Below are 15161 nucleotides of genomic sequence, written 5' to 3' on the forward strand. Positions count from 1 at the left end.
GTGGCGATCGGCCGGTGGGGTCGCCTAGCCGCCGACATCAGCCCCGTAGCCCAGAGTGCTCTTGATCTCCAGGTATTCGTGGAATCCCGCGTCGCTCCACTCCCGGCCATTGCCGCTGCGCTTGTAGCCGCCAAACGGTGCGTTGATGTCGAAGGCGTGGTTGATCGCCACCCAGCCGGCCCGGATCCGGCGGGCCACCGCACGAGCGGCAGTGACGTCGGAACCCGAGACGTAACCGGCCAGACCGTATTCGGTGTCATTGGCGATCTCAACAGCCTGGTCAAGGTCGTCATAGCCCAGGATGCACAACACCGGGCCGAAGATCTCCTCGCGCGCGATGGTCATCTCGTTGGTTACGCGCGCGAAGACCGTCGGACGCACGAAATAGCCGGTGTCCAGCCCGGCCGGCCGGCCGGGGCCTCCGGCGGCGACGGTCGCACCCTCGGCGATGCCGGCATCGATCAGCGCCTGGACCTTGGTGAATTGCGCCTTGGAGGCGACCGGACCGATCGCCGTCGCCTCGGCGGGATCGCCGACATGCACCTGTTCAGCGGCCGCTCGCGCAATCACGATGGCTTCGTCCATCCGCGAGTTGGGCACCAGCATCCGTGACGGCGCATTGCAGCTCTGCCCGGAGTTGAGCATCATCGACCGCACCCCGGCGGTGACGCTGTCGACGAATGTCTCATCGTCGAGCACGACGTTGGGGCTCTTGCCGCCCAGCTCCTGGGTGACGCGCTTCACCGTCGGAGCGGCGTTCTCGGCTACCGCGATTCCGGCCCGCGTGGAGCCGGTGAACGACACCATGTCGACATCCGGGTGCCGCGACAGCGCCTCCCCCACCCCCGGACCGTCGCCGTTGATCATGTTGTAGACGCCGGCCGGAACCCCAGCGGCAGCCATGATCTCGGTGAAGACATACGCCGAGAACGGCGCGATCTCAGAGGGTTTGAGCACCATGGTGCAGCCCGTCGCCAAGGCCGGATAGACCTTGACCGCAATCTGGTTCAGCGGCCAATTCCACGGGGTGATCAGACCGCAGACCCCGATGGGTTCACGCTCCACCATGGTTTCGCCACGCCGCTCGGTGAATGCGAAGTTCTTCAGCGCCTCGATCGCCGTGGCGAGGTGACCGGCACCGAGGTCGACCTGCAGTCCGGCGGCCAGGGCCGGCGGCGCACCCATCTCCTCGTTCACCGCATCGGCCAGGTCGCTCCTGCGACGCTGATACTCGGCCTGGATCGCCCGCAGCAGATCCAGGCGTTCGCCGCGGCCACTCTGCGACCATCCGGCGAACGCCCGCTGGGCGGCGGCAACCGCTTGATCGACGTCGGCGGCCGACCCCAGTGCGATCTGCCCGCAGACCTCTTCGGTGGCGGGATTCTCTACGTCGAGAGTCTTCAACTCGACCGGTTCCACCCATCTGCCGTCGATATAGAACTGGGTGTACTGGCGCATCACAACACTCCTTCGACCGGGAAAGCCACCTCGGAGGTCCCGGAGGGTCCGCCTATCAACGAGGTCAGCACGTTTTTGACCGTAGCGTGCGTCACACAGAGCCCACGAAGCCGCCCACGCCATAACGCCCCGCGGCCTGGGACCGAGCCAGCCCCGGCACGCGCGACCCACCGCCCCTTGATTCAAGGGGTGTCCGCAGGCCGGAGACCCGCTGCGTCATGATGGAGATTCACTTCGCGTTGGGAAGCCGACTATATGCGTCGTCAGAATTGCGTCCGAGGAGAACATGACGTGCCGCACCCTCAACGCCCGTCTCGCTGGTCGGGGGTCCCGCTCGCAGAACGTCAGGCTCTGCGCCGGGAGGAGTTCCTCACCGTCGGCGTGCAGCTCCTCGGCGACAAACGCGGACCCACGCTGACCGTCCGGTCGGTGTGCGGCGCGGCCGGGCTGACCGAACGCTACTTCTACGAGAGCTTCGCCGACCGGGACGAATTCGTGCGCGCGGTATACGACGATGTGTGCACGCGGGCGTTGACGACTCTGTTGTCGGCCAGTGGGCCCCGAGAAGCCGTCGAGCGGTTCGTGTCCATGATGGTCGACGATCCAGCGCGCGGCCGGGTGTTGCTGCTCGCCCCCGAGAGTGAGCCGATCCTGTATCGCGCGGGCGCCAGATGGATCCCCGACTTCATCGTGATGTTGCAGCGCACCCTGACCCGGATAGGCGATCCGGCGGTCCAGCAGATGGTGGCTACCGGACTGATCGGCGCCCTGACCGCCCTGTTCACCGCCCACCTGAACGGCCAGCTCCAGGCCAGCCGCGAGACGTTCATCGACTTCTGCGTCGACATGCTGCTCAGTGCACGAGCCGGACCATAGCGCCAGGGACACCCAAGCACCGCCCAAACACGCACGCCGAAAACTTGATGCTACCGACAGACACAGATATATTGCCTGCAACTAGTCGACACAGATACCTGGGGAGCTGGCATGGCACGGGAATGGACTGATCTGGAGTTGCTGCACGAACTCCAGCCCGTCGTGGAGAAACTCATCGATCGACACTTCTCCATGGCCAAGGACTGGAATCCGCACGACTACATCCCCTGGTCAGAAGGCAAGAACTACTACGCGCTGGGCGGCCAGGACTGGCACCCCGAGCAGTCCAAGCTGTCCGAGGTCGCCAGGACGGCCATGGTGCAGAACCTGCTGACCGAGGACAACCTGCCTTCCTACCACCGCGAGATCGCGATGAATTTCACGATGGACGCGCCCTGGGGCACCTGGGTCAACCGCTGGACGGCCGAGGAGAACCGTCACGGTATCGCGCTGCGCGACTACCTGGTGGTCACGCGCAACTGCGACCCCATCGAGCTGGAGACGTTGCGGATGGAGACCGTCAACCGCGGCTTCAGCCCGGGCCAGAACCAACAGGTCCAAGACGACCTGTTCGCCAAGAGCCTGTTCGACTCGGTCATCTATGTCAGCTTCCAGGAGCTGGCAACGCGGATCTCACACCGCAACACCGGCCAGGCCTGCAACGACCCCATCGCCGACCAGCTGCTGGCGCGGATCTCGCACGACGAGAACCTGCACATGATCTTCTACCGCGATGTCAGCGCCGTCGGTTTCGACATCGCGCCGGAACAGGCGATGCGCTCGCTGCACACGGTGCTGGCCAACTTCCAGATGCCCGGCTTCGTCGTGCCGGAGTTTCGCCGCAAGGCCGTGATCATCGCGGTCGGCGGGGTCTACGACCCGATGATCCACCGCGACGACGTGGTGATGCCGGTGCTGAAGAAGTGGGGCATCCTCGAGCGGAGTTTCAGCGGCGAAGCGGCCCGCTACCAGGAGGGTATCGCCAAGATCGTCGCCGAGCTGGACGAGACGTGCGAGAAGTTCGAGCTGGCCAAGCAACGCCGGCTCGAGCGAGAGGCCAAGATGGCCGAGAAGCGCGCCGCCAAGAAGGTGTTGGAGCCATCAGCGTCGTAACTGACGAGCAGCCGACGCTGGGTGGTGACGGCGACCTGCCGCGCCCGGCTTCGCCGAGCTCGCAGTCGCCGCTGGGTGGTGACGGCGACCTGCCGCGCCCGGCTTCGCCGAGCTCGCAGTCGCCGTTGAAGATCGGGTCGATCGAACTTGCCAGCCCCGTGGTGCTGGCCCCGATGGCCGGCGTTACCAACGTCGCGTTCCGCACGCTCTGCCGCGAACTTGAACAATCCCGGGCCGGAACGGTCAGCGGGCTCTATGTCTGCGAGATGGTGACGGCACGCGCACTCGTCGAACGGCACCCCGCCACCCTGCACATGACGACGTTCGCGCCGCAGGAGTCACCGCGTTCGCTACAGCTGTATACGGTCGATCCCGACACCACCTACGCTGCGGCGAAGATGATCGCCGACGAGGGCCTCGCTGACCACATCGACATGAATTTCGGCTGCCCGGTGCCCAAGGTGACCCGTCTCGGCGGCGGGTCGGCACTGCCCTACAAGCGCCGGCTCTTCGGCAACATCGTCGCCGCAGCGGTGCGCGGCACGGCCGGCACCGACATTCCCGTGACCGTGAAATTCCGGATCGGCATCGACGACGCCACCCACACCCATCTGGACGCCGGGCGCATCGCCGAGGCCGAAGGGGCGGCGGCGGTGGCGCTGCACGCGCGGACCGCGGCTCAGCGCTACTCCGGCACCGCCGACTGGGAGCAGATCGCGGCGCTCAAAGCGCACGTCCGCTCGATTCCGGTTCTCGGCAACGGAGACATCTTCGAGGCCGGCGATGCCCTGGCGATGATGGCAGCCACCGGTTGCGACGGCGTGGTGATCGGCCGCGGCTGTCTGGGGCGCCCGTGGCTGTTCGGTGAGCTCTCGGCGGCTTTCGCGGGCCGGCCCTCCCCCACCCCACCCAGCCTGGGTGAGGTCGCCGACGTCATCCGCCGCCATGGTGAACTGCTCGCCCAACACTTCGGCGAGGACAAGGGTATGCGCGAGATTCGCAAACATGTCGCCTGGTACCTGCACGGATTCCCCGCCGGCGCCGATCTGCGCCGCACATTGGCCATGGTCACCACGCTGGCCGAACTCGACGAACTACTCAAGCAGCTGGACGGATCGATTCCCTTCCCCGCCGCCGCCACCGGTCCGCGCGGACGCCAGGGATCGCCGGCCAAGGTCACCTTGCCCGAGGGCTGGTTGGCGGACCCCGATGACTGCGCGGTACCTACCGGGGCAGACATTATGCACTCGGGTGGCTGAAATGAGACTTTGTCGACATCGCGTGTCTGGAGACTTCTCAGTAGAATAAGTATCTTGTTGCCCCGGGCAGGGAGTGTCTCTGCGGGGGATAGACGCAGGTGCGGAGACCAATGCCGATCATCCGTACCTTGCCGGCGTGCGATCGGCGCGCGTCGGTACCGAAGACTCGGAGGCCCCTGAGGACATGAGTGACGGCGAAAACGCCACTCCTGGCCGCTGGGCGCCGGAGGGCCACGACGACGCTGACGATCATCAGCTTATGACGATGTCACCGCCCGGATCCGCGCCGTGGGAGCGCTGGCAGGACTCCTCGCCGGACTCCTCCACGCCACACCGACGCAACGCGTCGCGGCGCCGCAACGGCTCGGTGAGCGTCGCCGAACTGATCGCCCGCGTCAACGCCGACGCTCCGCCGTCAGGCGGACGCAGTCAACGGCGAGCCGGCCCGCGGCACTCCGAAACTCCCGAGGCAATCGAGCCCGCCCCCGCACTGAAACCCGCCGCGCACGACGTCCCGGCACTCGACTTTGCCGAACCGCCGGCGCCGGACTTCGATATCGCCGAGGTGGCTTACCCGTCTGAGGTGCCCGACCTCGACCGGATTCACGGCACATCGCTGATCCCCGCCACGTCACCGGGCACGAACTGGGCGCCGCCCGCCACTGAACCGTCGGGTCCGTTCGCCGGCCCCAGCTACGGCTCCCCTCCGTCGAACCTCACTGAACCGTCGGGTCCGTTCGCCGGCCCCAGCTACGGCTTTCCTCCGTCGAACCTCACTGAACCGCCGGGCCCCTTCGCCGGCCCCAGCTACGGCTCCCCTCCGTCGAACCTCACTGAACCGCCCGGTGTCTCGCCGGAGATACCGCCGGTTCGGATCGACCCGCGCCGGAAGGCCGGCCCGGGTGCCCCGCACCCGCACCCGCACCACCGGGCGAAAATCGCGGGCCGGGCGGCCGCGGCCATGCTGGCGATCCTTGCCCTGGTGTTGACCGGCTCGGCCTGGCAGTGGAGCACCTCGAAGAACCGCAGCCTCAACCACGTCAGTGCATTGGATCCCAACTCGCACGACATCCTCGACGCGGCCGGCCAGTACGGTGACGAAAACTTCCTCATCGTGGGCGCGGACACGCGCGTCGGCGCCAACAGTGACATCGGGGCGGGCACCACCGACGACGCCGAGGGCGCCCGCTCCGACACCATCATGCTGGTCAACATCCCCGCGAACCGTAAGCGCGTGGTGGTGGTGTCCTTCCCGCGCGACCTGGCGATCACCCCCATCCAGTGCGACGTCTGGAACTCCTCGACCGGCGTCTACGGCCCGATCTACGACGAGGAAACCGGCACCTACAGCGATGAGGTCGTCTACACCGAGACGAAGCTCAACTCCACATATGCCTTCGGCGGACCGAAATGCCTGGTCAAGGAGATTCAGAAGCTGTCCGGGCTGGCGATCAACCGGTTCATGGCGGTCGATTTCGTCGGATTCGGCAAGATGGTCGACGCGCTGGGCGGCGTGGAAGTGTGCACGCCCAGCCCGCTCTACGACTTGGTGCTGGGCAGCGTCCTGGAGAACTCCGGGCGCCAGCGGGTCAACGGCGGAACCGCCCTGAACTACGTACGTGCACGGCACGTCACCACCGAGGACAACGGCGACTACGGACGGATTAAGCGCCAGCAGCTGTTCCTGTCGTCGCTGCTGCGCTCGCTGATCTCCACCAACACCTTCTTCTCGCCGACGAAACTCAACAACGTGGTCAACATGTTCATCGGCGACAGTTCGGTCGACAACGTCACGACCAAGGACCTGGTGAATCTGGGCCAGTCGCTGCAAAAGGTCGCCGCCGGCCACATCACCTTCGTCACGGTGCCCACCAGCGAAACCGACGAGAACGGCGATGAAGTCCCCCGGATGGACGACGTGCGCGCCCTCTTCGACGCGATCATCAACGACGACCCACTACCCGGCGAAAACGACCACAACGCCACCTCGGTTCCGACCACCGAGGCGGCTGAATTGCCCCCCCAGTCCACCGCCCTGCCGGCCGCTCCCGCCAAGCCGCCCAGCGAGCAAGTGCACGCCGTCACGACCTCGCCCGCCGACGTCACCGTCCGGGTCTCCAATGCCACCGAGCAGACCGGCCTGGCCGGCGCCACCTCCGAAAGCCTGCAGCAGTGGGGATTCAACGTCGACAACGCCGACGACTACCCCGGCATCGTCAAGTCCACCAAGGTGTTGTTCTCCCCCGGCAACGAGCAAGCCGCCGCCACCGTGTCCTCGGCGCTCTCAGGTGCGCCGATCGAACGCGTCAGCGGGCTGGGCAACATCGTCCGGGTGGTCCTGGGCTCGGACTTCCGCACCGTGACCAAGCCAGCGGCCAGCGGCTCGCAGGTGAGCGTGCAGCTCAACCGCGGCGTCAGCGCCGAGCCCACCGCACTGCCCGACGACCTGACCGTCACCAACGCCGCCGACATCACCTGCGAGTAGCGCACGGTTGCGCCCACCCTACGCGGATCACCATGCACGGCTAGTCTTGAAGGCATGCGAACCGCGTACCACGAGCAACTCTCGGATCTTGCCGAACAGCTCGGCACGATGTGTGGCCTGGCCGGGGCAGCCATGGAACGCGCCACTCAGGCCCTGCTTCAGGCCGACCTGATGCTGGCCGAGCAGGTGATCACTGATCACGAGAAGATCGCCGCGATGAGTACTCGCGCCGAGGAGAGCGCGTTTGTGCTGTTGGCGTTGCAGGCCCCGGTGGCCGGGGACCTACGCGCCATCGTCAGCTCCATTCAGATGGTCGCCGACATCGACCGTATGGGTGCACTGGCGCTGCACGTCGCCAAGATCACCCGCCGACGCCATCCGCAGCACGCGCTGCCCGAGGAGGTCAACGGGTACTTCGCCGAAATGGGCAGGCTGGCAGTCGAGTTGGGCAACAGTGCACAAGAGGTGCTGTTGTCACGCGACCCGGAGAAGGCCGCCCGGATCCGCGAAGAAGACGACGCGATGGACGACCTGCACCGTCACCTGTTCTCGGTGCTGATGGACAAGGAGTGGCAGCACGGGGTTGCCGCTGCCGTGGACGTCACCTTGCTGGGCAGGTTCTATGAGCGCTTCGCCGACCACGCAGTCGAAGTCGCCCGACGGGTGATCTTCCAGGCCACCGGCAAGTTCCCCGACGAGCACACCCTGCCCTCAAGCGAGTAGCGCGTCTATGGCCCGGTAGATCCGCTGTTCGCTGACCGGACGCGGCGTGCCGAGCTGCTGGGCCCATAGGCTCACCCGCAACTCTTGGATCTGACGGGCGATGTCGCGCACTGCCTCGTCGCTGTGGCGCGCCGACGGCAGTGCCGCCAGAAGGTCCCGGTAGGCGTCTTGGACCGCCCGCACCCGGCCCATCCGTTCCCGGTCGGCCTGCGGCGCCCTGGGTAACTGCTCCAACCGGCGTTGGACGGCGACGAGGTAGCGGGTCAGGTCGACCAAGTGGGCACGTCCGGTGGCGGCGACGAATCCGGGTGCCAGTAGGCCGTCGAGCTGGTCGGTGATATCGGCGATCGCCTCAGCCTGGGCGGGCGTCGACTGCGTCGGCAAGGCCACCTGAGTGTCGCGGGCTGCCGCCAGCACCCGGGCGACCCGGGCCACCACATCGGCCGTTGTGGGGACCAGGGTGGCGGCCACCCGGGTCCGGAGCGCGACGTAGTCGGCGCGGCTCCACACCGGCGCCGGGGTCAGCGCGTCGATCGCGGCGTCGGCGCAGTCGTCGATCAACGCCGTCAGCGAACCGTCCGGGTTCGCCTTGAGCATGAGTCGAGTCTTCGAATCAAGCTGACGTTCAACCGCTTTGACGGGCGAAGCAATATCGCACCGCAACAGACGGCGGATACCGCGCCCCAGCGCGGATCGCTGCTGAGCCTCCGTAGCGAACACCCGCAACTGCGCGGTGGCGCCGGCATCGTCGAATGCGGGGAAGCCACGAACGGTGCGCCCGGCCACCATCCGTTGCACAACGGCCGGCAAAGAGTCGAGGTCATCTGGCCAGCTGCGCAGTCCGGTGCGTTCCAGCTCTGTACCGACCGCATCGGCGACCGCAGCGCGCGCCGACCCTGCCAGTCGATCCTGCAAAGCGGCGAGATCCTTGCCACGGGCCACCTCGCTGCCGTCGGCGGCCTCCACCGCGAAGGTGACCCGCAGGTGCGCCGGCAGCTTGGTCAGATCAAAGGCCTCTACCGGCACCAGCACCCCGGTGCGCCGCCGCAGTTCATGCACCAGCACCTCCAGCAGCGGTTCCTCCGATGGGCCGATGGCGGAGAGCACCGCGCGGGCGGTGTCGGGCGCGGGCACGAAATTGCGCCGCAGCTCTTTGGGCAGTGACCTGATCAGCGCCGTGATCAGTTCCTCGCGCAGGGCCGGCACCTGCCAGGCGAATTCGTCGCCCCCGAGGCGCGCCAGCACGTCGATCGGCACGTGGACGGTGACCCCGTCGTCGGCAGCACCCGGCTCGAAACGGTAGGTCAGTGGCAACGCGAGGTCGGCGGTGGCCCAATTGTCCGGGCGGTCGGCGCCGGGCGTCTCCTCGGTCCGCAACAGCTCGTCGCGGGTGAAGGTCAGCAGCGCGGGCGTGACCTGCCGCTGTTTCTTCCACCAGCCGTCGAAGTGACGTGCCGAGACCACCTCGGCGGGAATGCGAGCGTCATAGAGGTCGTGGACGGTGTCGTCGTCCACGATCAGATCGCGGCGCCGGACCCGGTCCTCGAGCTCCTGAAGTTGGCTGCGCAACGCCGCATTGTCGGCCAGGAATCGGTGCCCCGATCCCCAGTCGTTCTCCACGAGGGCGTGCCGGATGAACAGCTCACGGGCCACCGCCGGTTCTACCCGGGCGTAGCCGACCCGTCGGCGCGCCACCAGCGGCAGCCCGTAGAGCGTCACCTTTTCGAAGGCCATCACCTCGCCACGCTTGGCGTCCCAGTGCGGTTCGCTGTAGGTGCGTTGCACCAAGTCGACGGCGACCCGCTCGATGACCTCCGGTTCGATACGCGCGGCGGTACGCCCGAACAACCGGCTCGTCTCTACCAATTCGGCCACCATCGTCCAGCGCGGTGGCCGTCTGGCCAGCACAGAGCCAGGGGCCAGGACGAACTTCGAGTTGCGGGCACCGGCGAATTCGCGGCCGTCGTCGCGCCGCATCCCCACATGCGACAACAGCCCGGCCAGCAACGCGGCATGGATCGACGACGGGTCAGCCCGCTGTTCGTCCGGCCCCCTCGAATCACGGATGCCGATATCACCGGCGATGCTGCGCAGCTGCCCCGCCAAGTCCTGCCATTCCCTGATACGCAGGTAGTGCAGAAAATCCTCCCGACACATCCGCCGGAATGCGCTGCCGGTCAAAGCCTTACGTTGATCGGATAAGTACGTCCAAAGATTGAGGTAACCGATGAAGTCCGACGCCTCGTCGGCGAACCGGGCATGCTTGGCCCGCGCCGCTTCTTCCCTCTCAGCCGGCCGCTCCCTGGGGTCGGGGATGGTTAGGGCGGCCGCGAGCACCAGCACCTCACGCACACAGCCTTCCGCCTCGGCGGCCAGGATCATCCGGCCCACGCGCGGATCCACCGGCAACCGGGCCAGCCGGCGCCCCACATCGGTGATCACCCCCTGTGGGGTGAACGCACCGAGTTCGACCAGCAACTGCACTCCGTCGCGAATGCTGCGTGAATCCGGCGGGTCCAGGAAACCGAAATCCTCCACCGCACCCAGCCGCAGCGAGGCCATCCGCAGCAGCACTGCAGCCAGGTTGGTGCGCAACACCTCCGGGTCGGTGTAGCGCGGGCGGGCACCGAAGTCGGCCTCGCTGTAGAGCCGGATACAGATCCCTGGCGCGGTGCGGCCGCAACGGCCGCTGCGCTGGGCTGCGGAGGCCTGCGAAATCGGTTCGATCGGCAGCCGTTGCACCTTCAGCCGGCGACTGTAGCGCGAGATGCGGGCATTGCCCGGGTCGATGACATAGCGAATGCCCGGAACCGTCAGCGACGTCTCGGCGACGTTGGTGGCCAGCACAACGCGCCGTCCCGCGCGCGCTGGGCTGAAGACCTTCTGCTGCTCGGCGGTCGACAGCCGGGCGTACAGCGGAAGAATCTCGGTATTGGTCAGCCCGCCCAAAGCCTCTGCGGTGTCGCGGATCTCACGCTCACCAGACAGGAACACCAGGATGTCGCCGGGCGGCTCGGAAGCCAGCTCCTGGACCGCGTCAACGATCGCTTCGATCTCGTCGCGCGTCTCAGTGCGGATGATTTCGTGATCAGGGTCATCGGGGTCATCACCGGCGTCGGAGTTGGCCGGCAGCTCCAGTGGGCGATAACGGATCTCGACTGGGTAGCTGCGACCGGACACCTCAACGATCGGCGCGCCGCCGTGACTCCCGTTTTCGGTGCGACTACCGAAGTGCGCTGCGAATCGCTGAGGTTCGATGGTGGCCGAGGTGATGATCACCTTCAGATCCGGTCGGCGCGGCAACAGCTCACGCAGGTAACCCAGCAGGAAGTCGATGTTGAGACTGCGCTCATGCGCCTCGTCGATGATCAGGGTGTCATAGCGCAGCAGCCGGCGATCTCGTTCCAACTCGGCGAGCAGGATGCCGTCGGTCATCAGTTTGACCAGGGTGCGGTCGGACACCCGGTCGGTGAATCTGACCGCGTAGCCGACGACATCGCCGAGCGGGCTGGCCAGTTCATCGGCGATACGTGCCGCAACCGTGCGGGCGGCTAGTCGCCGCGGCTGGGTATGACCGATGGTGCCGCGGATTCCGCGGCCGAGTTCCAAGCAGATCTTGGGCAACTGGGTGGTCTTGCCGGAGCCGGTCTCGCCGGCGACCACCACAACCTGGTGGTCCCTGATTGCCGCAGCGATCTCGTCGCGGCGCGCACTGACCGGCAGGTCGGGATAGCTGATGGTCGGTACCGCTGCGCGCCGGGCTGCCACCAGCGCCTGCGCCTGGGCCATCCGCTCGGCCAACTTACGTACTTGTTCCGGCTTTCCGCCGCGCAGATCCTTGAGCAGCCGTCCGAAGTAGGCCGCATCGCGGGCGGTCAGCTCGTCGAGGAGCGTACGCAACTGCGCGACGGACGGTTCGACCACTTCGCAAAGCATACGGGCCAGGCCGGCCTACCCATCATCGGCGTTAAGCCAGTCCACATCTTGGTCATCAGAATTCCACCAGAATTCCACCGTTAGATCACGGCCGTTCACCGTACCGTAACCTTCGTTCGTCGCATTAAATATCAATGACCCGGATCGCTGCCATTGTTCCAAAGTTTATCGGCCGGGTTGGTCCGGCGATGTCTACGAGCGGTCGTCACCGGTGATGAGTCTTGGAAAGGACAATGTGAAACTGAACGGCTTTGGGACAATGCTGAGCATTATGGCGACCGGCGCTCTGGCCTTATCAGGGTGCGGCAGCGACAAAAACACGGACACTGCCGAGAAGGCAACCGCGGGCTCCACGACCGCCAGCGGGAATTGCGGGGGCGCCGACACACTGAAGGCCAGCGGATCGACCGCCCAGCAGAATGCAATGGCCCGCTTCGTCAAAGTGTTCATCGATGAGTGTTCGGACCAGAACGTCAACTACACGGCCAACGGATCGGGCGCCGGTGTCCGCGAGTTCGTGGGTGGCCAGACCGACTTCGCCGGCTCTGACGTCCCGCTCGACTCCGACGACTACGCCGCGGCGCAGCAGCGCTGCGCGTCCCCGGCATTGAACCTGCCAGTGGTGTTCGGACCCATCGCAATCACTTACAACCTCCCCGGCGTCGAGACGCTGAACCTGGACGGCCCGACCACCGCGAAGATCTTCAACGGAACCATCACCAGCTGGGATGACGCGGCCATCAAAACGCTCAACCCAGAGGTCACACTGCCCGCCCAGGAAATTCACGTCGTGTTCCGCAGTGACGAGTCCGGGACCACCGACAACTTCCAGAAATACCTGGACGCCGCCTCCGGTGGGGCCTGGGGCAAGGGCGCCGGCAAGACGTTCAACGGCGGTGTCGGCGAAGGCGCCAAGGGCAACGACGGCACGGCCGGAGCCATCGCGGCAACCGAGGGTGCCATCACCTACAACGAATGGTCCTTTGCCCAGGCCAAGAAACTGGCCACCGCTCGGGTCATCACCTCCGCCAGTCCCGAACCGGTCGCGATCAGTACCGAGTCGGTCGGCAAGACCATCGCCGGGGCCACCATCAAGGGACAGGGCAATGACCTGGTCCTCGACACTGCGTCGTTCTACCAGCCGACGCAGTCGGGTTCCTATCCGATCGTGCTCGCCACCTACGAAGTGGTGTGCTCCAAGTACCCCGACACCGAGGTCGGCACCGCGGTGCGGTTGTTCCTGAAGTCCACCATCGGCGCCGGCCAAAGTGGTCTGGCCGACAACGGTTATGTGCCGATCCCCGCAGCGTTCAAGGCACGCCTGGCGTCTGCGGTCGACTCCATCTCGTGACCCCTGGGGATCCACCGACGCCTCTGGTCAACACCCGCTCGCCTCGCGGCGAGCGGGTGTTCCGGGCCGCCGCGGTCTCGGCCGGCTCGACAGTGGTGGTGGCGATAGCGCTGATAGCGATCTTCCTGCTGGTGCGCGCTGTCCCGTCGCTGCTGGCCAACAACGCCAACTTCTTCACCAGCCCGCAGTTCCGCACCAGCGATCCAGACGACCTGGCCTTCGGGATCCGGGACCTGCTGATGGTCACGTTGTTGAGCTCGGTGTTCGCACTGTCCCTGGCGGTGCCGATCTCGGTCGGCATCGCTGTCTTTCTCACCCAGTACGCGCCCCGACGACTGACCCGGCCGTTTGCGGTGGTGATCGACCTGCTGGCGGCCGTGCCGTCCATCATCTTCGGGCTGTGGGGGATCTTCGTGCTGGCGCCGTTGCTGGTGCCGACGATGCGATTCCTCAACGACCACCTGGGCTGGCTGTTCCTGTTCCGCGAGGGCAACGTGTCGCTGGCCGGCGGCGGGACGATCTTCACCGCGGGAATCGTCCTGGCAGTGATGATCCTGCCGATCATCACCTCGGTCTCCCGGGAGGTGTTCCGCCAGACCCCGTTCGCCCACATCGAGGCCGCTCAGGCCCTCGGAGCCACCCGGTGGGAGGTGGTGCGAATCGCCGTGCTGCCCTACGGCCGCAGCGGTGTGATCGCCGCCGCAATGCTGGGCCTCGGGCGGGCGCTGGGCGAAACCGTCGCAATGCTGATCATCCTGCGGGCCGCTGCACAACCTGGGCATTGGTCGCTGTTCGACGGCGGATACACGTTCGCATCCAAAATCGCCTCGGCCGCCGCGGAGTTCAGCGCCCCGTTGCCGACGGGGGCCTATATCGCTGCGGGGTTCGCGTTGTTCACACTCACGTTCGTCGTCAATGCCGCCGCACGCGCGGTGGCCGGGGGCAAGGTCAACGGATGACGGCCACCCTGCTCACCAACCCAGTCAAGCAATCGTCAGCACATCACCTCAGCGTGCGGCGCAGGCTGACCGACAAGATCGCCACGGCGGCGTTCTATTCCTCGTTCGCCCTGGCCGCAGTTCCACTGCTCTGGCTGCTGTGGGTTGTGATCGCCCGCGGCTGGCGCGCGATCGCCAATCTCAGCTGGTGGACGCACTCGCTGCGCGGGGTGTTGCCCGAAGAGTTCGCCGGCGGCGTCTATCACGCGCTCTACGGCACCCTGGTGCAAGCCGGGATGGCCGCCATACTGGCGGTTCCTCTGGGTCTGATGACGGCGATCTACCTGATCGAGTACGGCGGCGGCCGGTGGGCGCGATTGACCACCTTCATGGTCGACGTGCTTGCCGGTGTGCCCTCGATCGTGGCATCGCTGTTCGTCTTCAGCCTGTGGATCGTCACCCTGCGATTCGAGCAGAGCGCGTTCGCGGTATCGCTGGCGCTGGCCCTGCTGATGCTGCCGATCGTTGTGCGGTCCACCGAGGAGATGCTCCGCCTGGTCCCCGACGAGCTGCGGGAGGCCAGTTACGCACTGGGGGTGCCGCGGTGGAAGACGATCCTGCGCATCGTCGTTCCCACCGCGCTCTCGGGCATTCTGTCGGGGATCTTCCTGTCCATCGCCCGGATCGTCGGCGAGACCGCGCCCGTACTGGTGTTGGTCGGCTACAGCCGGTCGATCAATTACGACGTCCTGCACGAGAACATGGCCTCGCTACCACTGCTGATCTATTCCGAGTTGGGGAACCCGCAGGCAGCCGGGGCCGCCCGAGTATGGGGTGCGGCGCTGACGTTGATCATCCTGGTCGCGCTCAGCGCGATCGTGGCTGCCGTGGCAACTCGGCTCACCTCAGTGCAGTCTCGCTGACCGGCGGTTCAGCGAGGTTCGACGCAGGAGAACCGAAGCTGGAACCGCCGCATCAACACCGGCGGTTCAGCGAGGCTCGACGCAGGAGAACCGAAGCTG

General features: G+C 66.4%; 10 protein-coding genes. 8 read left to right on the plus strand and 2 right to left on the minus strand.

The features are described 5' to 3' along the window. Positions 1-24: 24 nt before the first annotated feature. Positions 25-1458: an aldehyde dehydrogenase family protein gene (locus G6N09_RS05235; RefSeq protein ID WP_083026963.1), complete on the minus strand. Its 1434-nt coding sequence runs from the start codon at positions 1456-1458 to the stop codon at positions 25-27. 291 nt (positions 1459-1749) lie between these two features. On the opposite strand from G6N09_RS05235, the gene G6N09_RS05240 reads away from it, so the two are divergent. From G6N09_RS05240 to phoU, 5 genes are all read left to right on the plus strand, one after another. Continuing rightward, on the plus strand, positions 1750-2334 hold the full coding sequence (locus tag G6N09_RS05240) for a TetR/AcrR family transcriptional regulator (protein ID WP_083026962.1): 585 nt from the start codon (positions 1750-1752) through the stop codon (positions 2332-2334). Between the two features lie 111 nt (positions 2335-2445). Further along, positions 2446-3447: an acyl-ACP desaturase gene (locus G6N09_RS05245; RefSeq protein ID WP_083026961.1), complete on the plus strand. Its 1002-nt coding sequence runs from the start codon at positions 2446-2448 to the stop codon at positions 3445-3447. A gap of 173 nt (positions 3448-3620) precedes the next feature. After that, positions 3621-4706, plus strand: a complete 1086-nt coding sequence (dusB, locus tag G6N09_RS05250; RefSeq protein ID WP_234807067.1) for a tRNA dihydrouridine synthase DusB — start codon at positions 3621-3623, stop codon at positions 4704-4706. A gap of 184 nt (positions 4707-4890) precedes the next feature. After that, entirely contained in the window at positions 4891-7191 is a 2301-nt protein-coding gene (locus G6N09_RS05255; RefSeq protein ID WP_165756603.1) for an LCP family glycopolymer transferase, read from the plus strand. A 54-nt stretch (positions 7192-7245) separates the two neighbouring features. Beyond that, positions 7246-7914: a phosphate signaling complex protein PhoU gene (gene phoU / locus G6N09_RS05260; protein WP_083026959.1), complete on the plus strand. Its 669-nt coding sequence runs from the start codon at positions 7246-7248 to the stop codon at positions 7912-7914. Here the strand turns inward: phoU and hrpA are convergent. After that, positions 7903-11850 (minus strand): ATP-dependent RNA helicase HrpA, encoded by a 3948-nt coding sequence (gene hrpA, locus G6N09_RS05265; protein WP_179959875.1) that lies wholly within the window; start codon positions 11848-11850, stop codon positions 7903-7905. The genes phoU and hrpA overlap by 12 nt on opposite strands. A 235-nt stretch (positions 11851-12085) precedes the next feature. Between hrpA and pstS the strand changes: the two genes are divergently transcribed. The 3 genes from pstS to pstA are packed head-to-tail and all read left to right on the plus strand — an operon-like array spanning position 12086 to position 15062. After that, positions 12086-13201, plus strand: coding sequence for a phosphate ABC transporter substrate-binding protein PstS (gene pstS / locus G6N09_RS05270; protein ID WP_083026958.1), 1116 nt, complete (start codon positions 12086-12088; stop codon positions 13199-13201). Further along, a complete protein-coding gene (gene pstC, locus G6N09_RS05275; protein ID WP_083026957.1) occupies positions 13198-14160 on the plus strand; it encodes a phosphate ABC transporter permease subunit PstC in 963 nt (320 codons plus the stop codon). Before pstS ends, pstC begins: the two co-directional genes overlap by 4 nt. Continuing rightward, complete coding sequence (pstA, locus tag G6N09_RS05280) at positions 14157-15062, plus strand: phosphate ABC transporter permease PstA (protein ID WP_083026956.1); 906 nt, start codon at positions 14157-14159, stop codon at positions 15060-15062. The genes pstC and pstA overlap by 4 nt, the downstream gene beginning before the upstream one ends. The last annotated feature ends 99 nt before the right edge of the window (positions 15063-15161 follow it).

Origin of the sequence: Mycolicibacter minnesotensis, assembly GCF_010731755.1 — a bacterium.
GTDB classification, from domain to species: domain Bacteria; phylum Actinomycetota; class Actinomycetes; order Mycobacteriales; family Mycobacteriaceae; genus Mycobacterium; species Mycobacterium minnesotense.

Coding starts and splice junctions, on each gene's coding strand:
- hrpA (WP_179959875.1), bottom strand. CDS start 11,850: ATGCTTTGCGAAGTGGTCGAACCGTCCGTCGCGCAGTTGCGTACGCTC.
- phoU (WP_083026959.1), top strand. CDS start 7,246: ATGCGAACCGCGTACCACGAGCAACTCTCGGATCTTGCCGAACAGCTC.
- G6N09_RS05245 (WP_083026961.1), top strand. CDS start 2,446: ATGGCACGGGAATGGACTGATCTGGAGTTGCTGCACGAACTCCAGCCC.
- dusB (WP_234807067.1), top strand. CDS start 3,621: ATGGCCGGCGTTACCAACGTCGCGTTCCGCACGCTCTGCCGCGAACTT.
- G6N09_RS05255 (WP_165756603.1), top strand. CDS start 4,891: ATGAGTGACGGCGAAAACGCCACTCCTGGCCGCTGGGCGCCGGAGGGC.
- pstA (WP_083026956.1), top strand. CDS start 14,157: ATGACGGCCACCCTGCTCACCAACCCAGTCAAGCAATCGTCAGCACAT.
- G6N09_RS05235 (WP_083026963.1), bottom strand. CDS start 1,458: ATGCGCCAGTACACCCAGTTCTATATCGACGGCAGATGGGTGGAACCG.